Source organism: Micromonospora sp. NPDC049301 (assembly GCF_040678715.1).
GTDB lineage: Bacteria > Actinomycetota > Actinomycetes > Mycobacteriales > Micromonosporaceae > Micromonospora.
Genome location: NZ_JBFAQO010000003.1, coordinates 100,818 through 113,422, shown reverse-complemented (window position 1 = coordinate 113,422; position 12,605 = coordinate 100,818). Strand labels below are relative to the sequence as shown.

Annotated in this window: 10 protein-coding genes; 3 read left to right on the top strand and 7 right to left on the bottom strand. The window is 73.9% G+C overall.

Translation table 11 applies throughout. The features are described from left to right. Nucleotides 1-209: 209 nt before the first annotated feature. Complete coding sequence (locus AB0K07_RS10470; RefSeq protein ID WP_363753092.1) at nt 210-1,553, top strand: GH1 family beta-glucosidase; 1,344 nt, start codon at nt 210-212, stop codon at nt 1,551-1,553. A gap of 77 nt (nt 1,554-1,630) precedes the next feature. Here the strand turns inward: AB0K07_RS10470 and AB0K07_RS10465 are convergent, their stop codons facing one another. The 3 genes from AB0K07_RS10465 to AB0K07_RS10455 form a co-directional block, all read right to left on the bottom strand. After that, on the bottom strand, nt 1,631-2,044 hold the full coding sequence (locus tag AB0K07_RS10465; protein ID WP_197701306.1) for a roadblock/LC7 domain-containing protein: 414 nt from the start codon (nt 2,042-2,044) through the stop codon (nt 1,631-1,633). A 5-nt stretch (nt 2,045-2,049) separates the two neighbouring features. Then, nucleotides 2,050-4,590 (bottom strand): nitrate- and nitrite sensing domain-containing protein, encoded by a 2,541-nt coding sequence (locus AB0K07_RS10460; protein ID WP_363753090.1) that lies wholly within the window; start codon nt 4,588-4,590, stop codon nt 2,050-2,052. Between the two features lie 99 nt (nt 4,591-4,689). Continuing rightward, the gene (locus tag AB0K07_RS10455; protein WP_363753083.1) at nt 4,690-6,102 is read right to left on the bottom strand and encodes an FGGY family carbohydrate kinase; all 1,413 of its coding nucleotides are present in this window, start codon (nt 6,100-6,102) and stop codon (nt 4,690-4,692) included. Nucleotides 6,103-6,364: 262 nt separating this feature from the next. On the opposite strand from AB0K07_RS10455, the gene AB0K07_RS10450 reads away from it, so the two are divergent. After that, nucleotides 6,365-8,287 carry an anthranilate synthase family protein gene (locus tag AB0K07_RS10450; protein ID WP_363753080.1) on the top strand — a complete coding sequence of 641 codons (1,923 nt, stop codon included), beginning with the start codon at nt 6,365-6,367 and terminating at the stop codon, nt 8,285-8,287. An 84-nt stretch (nt 8,288-8,371) separates the two neighbouring features. Here AB0K07_RS10450 and wrbA read toward each other — a convergent pair whose 3' ends face one another. From wrbA to AB0K07_RS10430, 4 genes are all read right to left on the bottom strand, one after another. Then, nucleotides 8,372-8,989, bottom strand: coding sequence for an NAD(P)H:quinone oxidoreductase (wrbA, locus tag AB0K07_RS10445; RefSeq protein WP_363753077.1), 618 nt, complete (start codon nt 8,987-8,989; stop codon nt 8,372-8,374). A 294-nt stretch (nt 8,990-9,283) separates the two neighbouring features. Continuing rightward, nucleotides 9,284-9,652 carry a DUF3037 domain-containing protein gene (locus tag AB0K07_RS10440; RefSeq protein ID WP_363753074.1) on the bottom strand — a complete coding sequence of 123 codons (369 nt, stop codon included), beginning with the start codon at nt 9,650-9,652 and terminating at the stop codon, nt 9,284-9,286. Then, nucleotides 9,649-10,407: a HipA family kinase gene (locus tag AB0K07_RS10435; RefSeq protein WP_363753071.1), complete on the bottom strand. Its 759-nt coding sequence runs from the start codon at nt 10,405-10,407 to the stop codon at nt 9,649-9,651. The genes AB0K07_RS10440 and AB0K07_RS10435 overlap by 4 nt, the downstream gene beginning before the upstream one ends. 505 nt (nt 10,408-10,912) lie before the next feature. Beyond that, nucleotides 10,913-11,293: a hypothetical protein gene (locus tag AB0K07_RS10430; protein WP_363753068.1), complete on the bottom strand. Its 381-nt coding sequence runs from the start codon at nt 11,291-11,293 to the stop codon at nt 10,913-10,915. A 184-nt stretch (nt 11,294-11,477) separates the two neighbouring features. Between AB0K07_RS10430 and AB0K07_RS10425 the strand changes: the two genes are divergently transcribed. Further along, entirely contained in the window at nt 11,478-12,587 is a 1,110-nt protein-coding gene (locus tag AB0K07_RS10425; protein WP_363753065.1) for a winged helix DNA-binding domain-containing protein, read from the top strand. The last annotated feature ends 18 nt before the right edge of the window (nt 12,588-12,605 follow it).

Genomic DNA, 12,605 nt, shown 5'->3' with positions numbered 1-12,605 from the left:
CTAAACCCCCGTACACGATGGGAAAAGAGGCCGACGGGACAGGCGCTCCGCGCCGCCCGGTCGGCCTCGTTCGCTGTCCGGGGCCCACACCGCCGCAACCCGCCACCGCCGGCCGACACGACGACCGGCTGACCGGGTCGGTCGCCCCTACCCTATTCTGGGAGCGCTCCCGAACTTCGGCGGCGGCCCCGTATCCACGAGGAGAATCCATGTCGATACCTACCGGGCCCGCCGGCCCGCTGCGCTTCCCCCGCGACTTCGGCTGGGGTGCAGCCACCTCCGCGTACCAGATCGAGGGCGCCGCCAAGGAGGACGGCCGCGGCGAATCGGTCTGGGACACCTTCAGCCGCACCCCCGGACGCACCCGCAACGGCGACACCGGCGACGTGGCCGCCGACCACTACCACCGCTACGCCGAGGATCTCGACCTGATGCGCGACCTCGGGCTGCGCAGCTACCGCTTCTCCATCTCCTGGCCCCGCATCCAGCCCGACGGCACCGGCGCACCCAACCAGCGCGGGCTCGACTTCTACCGCCGCCTCATCGACGGCCTGCACGAACGCGGCATCGCCCCGATGGCCACCCTGTTCCACTGGGACCTGCCCCAGGCCCTGCAGGACACCGGCGGCTGGGAGTCGCGCGACACCGCCCACCGCTTTGCCGACTACGCCGACGCGGTGTTCCGCGCCCTCGGCGACCGGGTCCCGGTCTGGCTGACCGTCAACGAACCCAAGACCGTGGTGCAGAACGGCTACCTCAGCGGCCACCACGCCCCCGGCCGGCAGGACCCGGACGCCGCCTACCTCGTCGCCCACCACCTGCAACTCGCCCACGGGCTCGCGGTCCGCGCGCTGCGCGCCGCCGGCGGCACCGGCCGGATCGGCCCCGCGCTCAACCTGCACCCCTGCTACCCCGCCGACGACTCACCACAGGCCGCCGCGGCCGCCCGACTCTACGACGGCTACGAGAACCGCCTCTACCTCGACTCCCTGCTCAAGGGCAGCTACCCCGCGGACGTGCTCGCCGATCTGGGCCCGCAGAGCCGGATGGCGCGCGGCATCCGCGACGGCGACCTGGCCGTGATCTCCTCACCGGTCGACCTGCTCGCCGTGCAGTACTACACGCCCATCTACGTCACCGCCGACGGCAGCACCGAGCAACGCTGGCCGACCTCCGAGGCCGAGTGGCAGCAGATCTACCCCGACGGGATGTACGACATCCTCACCCGGGTCACCCGTGAGTACGGCCCGATCCCGCTCACCGTCACCGAGAACGGGCTCCCCACACCGGACGCCCTCGCCGCGGACGGCAGCGTCGACGACACCGGCCGGATCAGCTTCCTGCGCGACCACCTCGCCGCCGCACACCGGGCCATCGCCGCCGGCGTGCCGCTGGAGAGCTTCCACGTCTGGTCACTGCTGGACAACTTCGAATGGGCCGAGGGGTACGACCAGCGGTGGGGACTGGTCTACGTGGACTACCCGACCCAGCGACGGGTGCTCAAGAGCAGCGCCCACTGGTACCGAACGGTCATCGCCAACGGCGGCTTCTGAACGGGCCGCCCGGACGGCCGGGCCCCGGCGGCCCGGCTCCGCTGAGCCGGTGACCGGCCGGGGCACAGCCGACCCGGTCAGCGGGGCAGCGCCTGCTGCAACTCCGCCCGCAGCGCCGGGGTGAGCATCTCCCCCGCCTGCTTGGCCAGCCGGGCCATCTCGTAGCCCACCACGCCGATGTCGGCGTCCCCAGCGGCGAGAGTGGCCAGGATCGACCCGTCCCGCACCTGCATCACCAGGAAGTAGCCCCGGCCCATCTCGACCACCGTCTGCTTGACGACGTCACCGTCGAACATCTGAGCCGCGCCCGCGGTGATGCTCATCAGCCCGGAGGTCACCGCGGCGAGCTTGTCCGCATGGTCGCGGGGCAGATTGTCGGAGATCGCGACCAGCAGCCCGTCGGAGGAGACCACCACCGCGTGCGCCACGCCCGGCACCCGCTCCGCGAACGCGCTCACCAGCCAGCTCAGGTCCCGTGCCTCCTGGCTCAACGTCGTCACTGTCGTCGTCCCCCTTCATCGTGCCCCCCGGACGGTGGCACGGGTATCTCGGTGGTGTCCTCGGCCTCAGCACGCCGTACCCCGCTGTAGAGCCGGGAAAGCATGCCACTGACCGCCTCCGGGTCCAGGTCGTCACGCGCCGGGGCCGACTCCGGCCGGGCCGGGCGGGTGACCGCGGAGAGCTGCGCCATCGGCACCCGCATCGGCAGGCCCCGCTCGTTCGTACCGGCGGTCACCGGGGTAGCCGGCGGCACGACCGACACCGGCCCCGCCGGCTGGGCCGGGCCCTGCCCGGACCACCAGCCGCCGCCGGTACCCGACGCGGCCGGGGCGAGCACGTCCTCGGCCCGGACCGGCACCGGGCGGCCCTGACGCGGCACGGCCGCCCCCGGCGGGCGCCCCGCGACCGGCAGGTCCAGCGGCGCGACAGCCGGCCCGGACACGCCCGCAGCACGGGCGGCCCCGGGCATCCGCTGCGCGCCCACGCCCCGCGCGGCACCCGCCGCCAGCATCCGGGCCGACGCCGGCGGATCCAGCTCCACCGAGCCCCCCGGGGCCAGCAACGCGGCGGGCAGCGCGAGCCGGGCGACCAGACCATCCTGGCCGCCGTCCAACCGCACCCGCACGCCGAGGCGGGCGGCCAGGTGGCTGACCACGAAGAGGCCCATCCGCTCGACCGTCGCGACGTCCGCAGCCGGCGGGCTGGCCAGCACCCCGTTCGCCTCGGTCAGGGCGGCCGGGCTCATGCCCAGGCCACGGTCCGCGATCTCGATCAACGCCCCCGCGGCCTCGACCCGGGCGGTCACCACCACGACGGTGTCCGGGCGGGAGAACGCGGTGGCGTTCTCCAGCAACTCGGCCAGCATGTGCACCAGCTCACCAACGGCATGCCCCACCACGTGCACGTCGCCCACCGACTCGATGCGGACCCGCTGATACTGCTCGATCTCGGCGGCCGCCGCCAGCAGCACCGGGCCGAGGCCGACCGGGCGGTTCCACCGGCGGGTGGAGTCCGTGCCGGCCAGCACCAGCAGACTCTCGTCGTTACGGCGCATCCGCGCGGCCAGGTGATCGAGCTTGAACAGGTTCTCCAGCTGGTCCGGGTCGCTCTCCTCGCGCTCCAGGTCGTCGAGCAGCTCCAACTGACGCTCCACCAGCACCTGGCTACGCCGGGCCAGGTTGACGAACATCGCGTTGACGTTGCGCCGCATCATCGCCTGCTCGACGGCGACGGTGACCGCGCTGCGGTGCACCGCGACGAACGCCTCCGCCAGCTCACCGATCTCGTCGAGCGAACGGACCACCGCTGGCGCGACCTCGATGCCCGGCACCCCGCCGGTGACCGTCCGCAGCCGGTCCAGCGCATCCGGCAGCTCAACCTGCGCGATCCGCAGCGCCTGGCTGCGCAGCAACCGCATCGACCGGGCCACCGACCGCCCGACGAGCAGCGAGATCAGCAGGGCGACCAGCAGCACCGCGACGACCCCGCCGACCACCAGCAGCGTCGTCCTCAACTGGCCGCTGCTCGCGTCGTCGGCCTGCCGGACCGCGTCGTCGAGCACACCCGCCTCGACCTGGCGCAGCAGCTCCTGGCGCTGCTGACTGGCCATCCACCACTGCTCCGCGGGCAGCACCTCGGGCGCCGCGTCGCCGGCCGGCAGACTGCGCTCCTCCAGCTGCGTGGCGACCAGGAACATCGGATCCACCGAGCTCTCGTCGTACCGGCGGATCTGGTCGGTGGTCGCGGCCACCCGGAACGCGCCGAGCGCGGTCAACTGCTGGGCACGCAGGTCCGCGAGGAGCACCCGGTCCTCTGTGCCGTACTGACCGGCGCGGGCGGCGGCGTAGAGCTGGGCGCGGACCCGGGAGGAGAGCTCCTTGACCCGGGCCAGCTGCACGTAGCGCAGCACCCCGTCGCTCAGCGCCGGCCGGTCCTGGCCCGGCGTCGGCTCGGCGAGCAGGTCGAGCAGCGTGTCGATGGCGCGGTGGTAGTTGCTCAGGATCGTGTCGCTGCTGACCACCGCGGGCGGGATCGCCGGCCGGATGTCGACCACCTGGTCGTACGCCTCCAGCGCCTCGGAGAAGGCGACCCGCCAGGACGCGTCGGCGTCGGCCAGCGGCTCGGCCGCCCGGCGCAGGTCCACCACGGCCCGGTCGGTGGACGCCTGCAACGGCTTCAGGGCGGTGGACGCGAGCTCCCGGTCACCACCCCGGCGCAGCTCGCCCAGCTCCCCCGCCGAGCGGTCCCGCTCCTGCTGGAGCTGGTGCACGACCGCCGTGATCTGCCGACCGATGCCGACCTGCCGGGCGAAGTCGTTCAACGCCGTGGTCTGCCCCACCAGCGCACTGGTCTGCACGCCGGCGAGCACCAGGAACGCCACCGACGGCACCACCAGCACCGTGGCCAGCTTGGTGCTCATCCGCCAGTCCCGCAGCCGGAACGGAGAGCGGCGCCGGTGCGGAACAACCCGGACGTCGAAGCGACGCCGGCGATGGTTCGACACCGCGCCCTTCGCCGGGTCGGGACCTACCGCCACCCTGCCTCCTCCGTCCTGCCGCGTCCACCGCGGTCCGGGGAGCGCAGTCCATCCAACCAGGCTCGGGAGCGCTGTCAACGGCCCAAACGGGGAGGAAGTTTAGGAAGGATACTGCGGGTCGGAGCGTGCTGTCGTGGTCGGTAAGACCAGCTCGTCCGTCCGGCCGATGTCGGCGAGCTCCACCGCGTCACCGAAGCGGCCCAGCGCCACCAACGCCGCGCCCGTGGCGCCGATCTCTGGGTTGCGTTGGTGCGACACGGATCGCGGCGCGAGCGCGTAGGCGAACGCCTGCCGCCACCACACCGACGCGGCCACCGCGCCACCGCCCAGCACCACCTCGACCGATCGGTCAACTGTGGACTCCAGCACCGTCAGGTCCTCGGCGACGAGCTCGCACAACCCCTGCATCAGCCCGGCCAGGATGTCCACCGACGTGGTGCCGAAGCTGAGCCCGCGCACCTCGCCGGTGCCCGCCGGGGCCAGTCCCGGCGCCCGGTCGCCGCCGAAGCGGGGATCGGCCGGGCGTCCGCCGCCCGCCGGCACCAGCGCCAGCGCGGCGTCCAGCTCCGCGCCCCGGGGCAGCCGCAACTCCCGGTCCGCCCAGGCGAACAGGCTGCCACCGCTGGAGTACGCCGCACCGGTCACCACGTGATCGTGGTCGACCCGGTAGCGCCACAGCCGTTCGGGCAGCCGGGGCAGCGGCTCACCGGCCGGGACCCGCTGCATCAGTCGGACGGCCGCGGAGGTGCCGACGGTGACCGCCGCCCGGCTCGGGTCGACACAGCCCGAGCCGACGTTCGAGGCCGCGCCGTCACCCACCGGCGGTGACCAGCGGGCCTCGGCCAGTTGCGGCCACCGGCGGGCGCGGTCGGGCCGCAGCCGACCGTGCCACTGCAGCTCGCCCAGGCGGGGCAGCTCCTGCGGTCGCGTACCGGCCAGCGCCAGCGCCTCCTCGTCCCAGCGCAGGCTGCCCAGGTCCAGCAGACCCGTGCCGGAGGCCTGGGAGATTGACATGGGCGCCGCCTCGAGCAGCTCGCCCAGCACGTACTCGGGCAGGCCGACGAACCGGGTGATCGGGGTGCCGGACATCTCGCGCAGCCAGGGCAGCCGCACCGACCAGTAGGAACGGTGCCACCAGCAGCCGGTGCGCTGGTGGAAGTCGTCCGGGTCGGCCGGCCCGGTCGCCCCGGGCGGCGCCACCGGCCGGGTGTCCAGCCAGGTGATCACCGGGCCGAGTGGGGTGCCGTCGCGGTCCAGCGGCAGCACCGAGTGCCACTGCGCCGAGACGGCCACCAGGTCGATCTCGTGCAGGTGCCCCGCCTCGGCCAACTCGTCGAGGCACTCGATCAAGCAGGCGAGGTACGCCGGGCCGGAGAGGGTGCCGGTGCCGTCGTCGCCGAGGGCGAGGTTGACCTTCCGCCGGGCCAGGGCGCCGGGCAGCGGCTGCGTGTCCCCGTCCAGCACCAGCCCACGGACCGAGGAGGTGCCCAGGTCGAGCGCGAGAATGTTCATCGCCGGTCAAGTTACCCGGTGCCGGGCGTGCCAGAACGCTGGTCGGGCCCGGCGCACCGGTAGGCCGGATCGGGTACCCGGCCGGGCGGCGGGCGCGTAGGGTGGACCGCATGCTCGCGCACCTGACCTGCTGGTGGCCCGCCGACCCGGCGGCCACTCACCGCGCGTAGCTCCATCCACGCGGCCGCCATCGAGGCGGCCGCCGGATCTCCCGGCCCCGATGGCCGCCCCACCGGCGGTGCCCGGCCCGACGGAGACTCCGATGACCCACCTGACCGACCTGCTCGCCACCATTTCCCGGGGCGCCGACCCCGGGCCCTTCGCGCTGCTGCGCCGCGAGGGCGCCGACGACCTGGAGCTGTTCACCGGCCCGGTCGACGCCGTGGGCCGGCTGGCGGACATCCCGCTGCCGTCCGGTCCACCCGGTGCCCGGACGTTGGCCGTCGTGCCCTACCGGCAGATCACCGAGCGCGGCTTCGCCTGCGTCGACGACGGCGCCCCGCTGGAGTGCCTCCTGATCCGCGAGCACCACCGGATCCCCCTCGCGGACGCGCTGGCCGCACTGCCCGACGAGCCGGTACGCGCCGCCGACGCCGCGTTCGACGTCACCGACGAGGAGTACGCGCGCACCGTGCAGCGGGTGCTGGCCGAGGAGATCGGCCGCGGCGAGGGCGCGAACTTCGTCATCCACCGCACCCTGCACGCCACCGTGCAGGGCCCGCCGCTGGTGGCCGCGCTGGCCGCGCTGCGCCGACTGCTGGTCGCCGAGCGCGGCGCGTACTGGACGTTCGTGGTGCACACCGGCACCCGGACCCTGGTCGGCGCCAGCCCGGAGCGGCACGTCAGCGTCGACGACGGGCTGGTGATGATGAACCCGATCAGCGGCACCTTCCGGCCCGCCGCCGGCACGCCGGACCGGGCCGCGCTGCTGCGTTTCCTCGCCGATCCCAAGGAGGTCGAGGAGCTGTACATGGTGCTCGACGAGGAACTGAAGATGATGGCGACCGTCGCCGAGCACGGCGGCCAGGTGATCGGCCCGTACCTCAAGGAGATGTCCCACCTGGCGCACACCGAGTACCTGCTCGCCGGGCGGGGCACCCGCGACGTGCGGGAGGTGCTGCGCGAGACGATGTTCGCCCCCACCGTCACCGGCAGCCCAATGGAGAACGCGTGCCGGGTGATCGCCCGCCACGAACGCGTCGGCCGGGGCTACTACGCGGGCGTGCTGGCCCTGCTCGGCAACGACGAGGCGGGTCGGCAGACGCTGGACGCGCCGATCCTGATCCGTACCGCCGAGATCTCCCCCACCGGCCGGCTGCGGGTGCCGGTGGGCGCCACCCTGGTCCGACACTCGACGGCGGCCGGCGAGGTGGCCGAGACGCACGCCAAGGCGGCCGGGGTGCTGGCCGCGCTCGGTCTGGGCCCGGCGGCGCCCGTCGGCGGCCGCGGGCCGGTCGCGCGGCTGGCCGACGACCCGGCGGTACGCGACGCGCTGGCCGCGCGGAACGCGCCGCTGGCACGGTTCTGGCTGGACCAGCGTTCGCCGGACGCGCCGGGTCTGCCCGGGCTGGTCGGCCGCCGGGCGCTGATCGTGGACGCCGAGGACACCTTCACCGGGATGCTGGCCCACCAGCTGGGCGCGTTGGGGCTCGCGGTCACGCTACGGCCGTGGCACGCCGGCGGCCCACTCGACTCCTACGACCTGGTGGTGGCCGGGCCCGGACCGGGCGACCCGCGCAGCCCGGACGAGCCGAAGATGGTGGCGCTGCGCGGGCTGCTGACCGGGCTGCTGACGAGCGGCCGGCCGACCCTTGCGGTGTGCCTCGGCCATCAGGTGCTGGCCGGGCTGCTGGGGTTGCCGCTGCACCGCCGGGAGGCGCCCTACCAGGGGCTGCAACGGGAGGTGCCGCTGTTCGGGCGCGCCCGCCGGGTGGGCTTCTACTCCACGTTCACCGCTGGCGCGGGCGCCGACCGGTTGGACACCGCGTACGGGCCAGTGGAGCTGGCCCGGGACGTGCACGACGGCGCCGTGCACGCCCTGCGCGGACGCGGCTTCGCCGGGGTGCAGTTCCATCCCGAGTCGGTGCTCAGCCCGGACGGGATCGCCGTGCTGACCGAGCTGCTGGGCGACCTGCTGCCCGCGCCGCACCCGGACGAGCTGTCCGCGGCGGGCGGACGGGCATAGTCGGCGCGCGCGAGGGTACGGCTGGATCGACCGGTGGTCGGACGGGACCGAGAGCCCCCGCCCGGCCACCGGTCGCCAATCGACTCAGCCTCCGAGGCCCATCTTCAGCGCGGTGCCGATCTGCACCGCCCGCCGGGCCGTGAGGGCGGCGGCGCCGAGCGCCACGCTGTCCGGGGCGATCTCGCCGTTGTTGCTGGTGTGGGAGGCGCCGTACGGGTTGCCGGCGATGAACTGACTCGTGTCGGTGTAGCCGGGGGCGACCACGATGCCACCCCAGTGGTAGAAGACGTTGAAGAGGGAGGTCAGGGTGGTCTCGTGACCACCGTGCGCCGTCGCCGTCGAGGTGAAGGCGGCGTAGACCTTGTTGACCAGCGTGCCCTGGGCCCAGAGCGGACCGGTGGTGTCGATGAACTGCTTCAGCTGGGCGGCGATCATGCCGTACCGGGTGGGCGCGCCGAGGATCACCACGTCGGCCCAGGCCAGGTCGTCGACCATCGCCTCCGGCACCTCCTGGGTCTCCAGCTGGTGCGCCTGCCAACCGGAGTTGGAGCGGATAGCTTCGTCGGGCGCCAGCTCGCGCACCTTTCGCAGGCGGACGTCGGCGCCGGCGTCCCCGGCGGCCTCGCACACGGCCTGCGCCAACTGGTACGTGATGCCGGTGGCGCTGTAGTAGATCACCGCTACCTTGGTCTGGGCAGCCATCAGATGTTCCCCTTCTCGTCTGAGTCAGCTCCGGCGACTACCCCCTGCCCGCGCCGTCAAACGGCAGTCGGCGCGCGCTGCCCCGCGCCGACCGGCTGGCCGCGGGCTCAAATTTTCCGCAAATTGACGGGCGTCACAGTCACCCGGCCGCCACGGACCGCGATCCTGTTGTCACCGGCGTCGATGGGAGCCATCCGTCGCCCCACGCCGGGGCGCCTGAACGGGGGATCGCGCTCCGCCGGCAACGTGGCTGGCGTAGCGCGGTCAGGGGTCATTCGCCGGCACCGGCCTCACTCAGAGGACCAGCGCCGCCATCAGCCGCTCCAGCTCCGCCGCCGGGTCGGCGGTCAGCCCGGTGTGCACGGGGCCGGTCTGGATCATCGTGCTGCGCGGCGCGGCCAGCCAGTGGAACCGCTCGCCGAGCCGCATCCGGGTCGCCGGCCCGTCACCGGCACAGGTCCGGTCCCAGGAGCCCAGCACCGCGGCCACCGCCGGCAGGTCGAGGTCGGGTGCCAGCGCGCGGACCCGGTCGGCGTCCAGGTGCGTCCGCGCGGCCAGGAAGTCGCGCTGCTGGCAGTAGAGCAGCACCCCGACGTTGATCTGCTCGCCACGCTCGATGCGGGGTACCAGCCGGATGACGGCGTACTCGAAGGGTTGCCTCATGCCGCGCTCCCCTGCGGCAGCCAGTCGGCGGTGCGGGCGACCCGGGCGGACAGGTGCGCCACGTACGCCTCCCGCGCCGCGTCGGCCGAGTCGAAGTCGGCGGCGGTGAGCCACTCCTCCGGCACCAGCGCCAGCACCTCGGTGAGCAGCTCCGGGGTGATCCGTGGCGCCAGCTCGGCGTCGGCCTCGGCCAGCCGCGAGGCGTACGGCGCCAGGACGTGGTCCTCGGCCCGGTAGGCCCGGTGCACCGCGGCGGCGGCCCGGGGCCAGTTGTGGTGGAAGTACAGGCAGGCGCCGTGGTCGATGAGCCACAGTTCCCGGTGCCAGACCAGCAGGTTCGGGTTGCGCCAGCTCCGGTCCACGTTCTCCACGTACGCGTCGAACCAGAGCACCCGGGAGGCCAGCACCGGGTCCACGGGATGCGCGACCGGGTCGAAGCCCAGCGCCCCCGGCAGGAAGTCCATGCCCAGGTTGGCGCCGCCGCTGTTGCGCAGCAGCTCCTGCACCTCCTGGTCGGGCTCGGCCCGCCCGATCACCGGGTCGATGTCGAGCACCACCAGCGGCGGCACCCGCAGCTCCAGCCGGCGGGCCAGCTCACCGCAGATCACCTCGGCGACCAGCGCCTTGGGCCCCTGCCCGGCGCCTCGGAACTTCGCCACGTACGTGCCGAGGTCGTCGGCCTCCACCACGCCGGGCAGCGAGCCACCCTCGCGCAGCGGGGTGACATAGCGGATCGCGGTGACCTGGCGGAGCACGTCGCCCACCCTACTGTGATCTCCGGCCGCGTCCGCCGGAAGTGTCCCGCCGACCGCACGGGGTCCGGCCGTTGCGCCACCGCCCGCCGCAGGGTCCACGCTGCGTGAACGGACGCCCCTCTTACGACCGAAGACGACGTGTAACCCTGCGTGACGTCTGGACGCGGCTGCAGCACCATGAATCGCGTCCTTTGCTCTGCTTACTCGGACGCAACACCGCGCTGAGCAGGGACTACGCCGCAGCTTCGCGCGAAGATGCCCGGCATGGCCGAACCCTGAGTAACTGTTGCGCCCGCGTAAGCAGAGCAAAGGGAGATAAGACAGTGCTCGGAAGTGTGCCTCGGGTCACGCAATGTGACGGGGCCGCGGTGCTGTCTCGCCCACAGCGAGGGACGTCGCGCCCGCGAGGGCGTCCGTCCGTCCGCCCGCGCCGTGCCCGCCCGCGCCGTGCCCGCCAAGGCCTTGCCCGCCCGCCGAGGCGGACGTGCCCAGCGCGCCACCGGTGTCAGTCGAGCTTGTCGCGCAGGTCGTCGACCTGCTGCTGGAGGCGGTCCACCGCGCCCTCGTTGTTGATGAAGGTGGTGATGCCCGCGGCAAGCCCCAGGCCGATCAGCACCGCCAGGATGCTCAGCACCAGGCCGCCGATAGCCACGCCCCGGCCGGTCACCCCGGGTCGCCCGGCCATCTTCAGCCCGACGATGCCCAGAATGATCCCGATGATCCCGAGCACCAGGCCGACCCAGGCCAGGATCGCGGTCAACACGCTGATCAGACCGGACACCCCGAAGACCAGGGCGAAGGTCGCGGCCGCGCTGGTCTTCGCGCCGGTGCCCGCACGATGGGTCCGGGACCCGGCAGCTCGGGCCGGTTCGCTTGCGGCAGTCATGACACTCCCTTCCGCACGCGCAGCGCGCGCACTTCCGGCCGGCCGCCTTCCCACTGCGACGGCCGTTAAGCCCCCAGCCGCGACCTTCCGGGCACCGGCTGCGGGCGCACGGGATGTCATGCCGGCCCCAGCGTCGGTGGGTGGTCCTAGGCTGGCGGCCCGGCAACCGGAAGGAGCCCACCCGATGCCTGCCGACCTCAGCGCCGCCGACGCGCTGGCGCTGCGGATGACCAGCTTGCTGCTGCGCCCGCACCCGAGCGTCCGACCCGGCGGCGTCGCGGAGGTCGTCGAGTGGTTCGGCGCGATGCAGGCGCAGGACCTCGCCAGCGGGCTGTGGTCGCTGGGCGTACGGCTGCCCGGGCGCACCGTGGCCGACGTGCAGGCGGCGTTGGAGCGGTGCGAGGCGCTGCGCACGTGGCCCATGCGCGGCACCGTGCATCTCGTCCCGCCCGCCGACGCGCGCTGGATGCTGGAGGTGACCGGCGTCCGGTCGCTGGCCGGCGCGGCGACCCGTCGGGCGCAGCTCGGGCTCACCGACGCCGACGCGGACCGCGCGGTGGACGTGCTCGGCGCCGCGCTGGCCGGGGGCGGGCGGCTCACCCGGGCACAGTGCCTGGCCACCCTGCGCGCCGCCGGCCTGGACACCGACAGCCAGCGCGGTTACCACCTGCTCTGGTACGCCAGCGTGCGCGGGGTGACCTGCCTGGCGCCGAACGTCGGCACCGAGCAGACCTTCGCGCTGCTCGACGAGTGGGCGCCCAGGCCCCGCCGGCTGGACCGGGAGGAGGCGCTGGCCCTGCTCGCCCACCGGTACGTGCGCGGGCACGGGCCGGTCACCGCCCGCGAGTTCGCCGGCTGGACCGGCCTCACCCTCACCGACGCGCGCCGCGGGCTGGCCGCAGCGGGCGACGCGCTGAGCATCGTGCAGGTCGAGGGCGAGCCGATGCACGTCGACGCGGCGCTGCTCGACGCGCCCCGCACCCCGACCGACGACGTGCTGGTGCTGCCCGGCTTCGACGAGTACCTGCTCGGCTACCGGGACCGGGCGCTGATGCTCGACCCCGCGCACCAGGCGGCCGTCGTGCCGGGCAACAACGGCATCTTCCAGGCCACCGTGGTCCGCGCCGGCCGGGTGGTGGGCCTGTGGAAACGACGCCTCGGCCGGACCGCGGTCACGGTGACGATCCAGCCGCTGACACCACTGGACGCCGGCGAACGGGCCCAGGTGGAGCAGGCCCTGGGTCGGTACGCCGACTATCTCGGGCTGCCGCCCCGCTTCGACTGGCCGGTCTGACCGGCGCGTACCCCGGCG

Excerpts from the sequence above, each read along its gene's own strand:
- AB0K07_RS10470 (WP_363753092.1), top strand. The coding sequence starts at position 210 with ATGTCGATACCTACCGGGCCCGCCGGCCCGCTGCGCTTCCCCCGCGAC.
- AB0K07_RS10455 (WP_363753083.1), bottom strand. The coding sequence starts at position 6,102 with ATGAACATTCTCGCGCTCGACCTGGGCACCTCCTCGGTCCGTGGGCTG.
- AB0K07_RS10450 (WP_363753080.1), top strand. The coding sequence starts at position 6,365 with ATGACCCACCTGACCGACCTGCTCGCCACCATTTCCCGGGGCGCCGAC.
- wrbA (WP_363753077.1), bottom strand. The coding sequence starts at position 8,989 with ATGGCTGCCCAGACCAAGGTAGCGGTGATCTACTACAGCGCCACCGGC.
- AB0K07_RS10440 (WP_363753074.1), bottom strand. The coding sequence starts at position 9,652 with ATGAGGCAACCCTTCGAGTACGCCGTCATCCGGCTGGTACCCCGCATC.
- AB0K07_RS10430 (WP_363753068.1), bottom strand. The coding sequence starts at position 11,293 with ATGACTGCCGCAAGCGAACCGGCCCGAGCTGCCGGGTCCCGGACCCAT.
- AB0K07_RS10425 (WP_363753065.1), top strand. The coding sequence starts at position 11,478 with ATGCCTGCCGACCTCAGCGCCGCCGACGCGCTGGCGCTGCGGATGACC.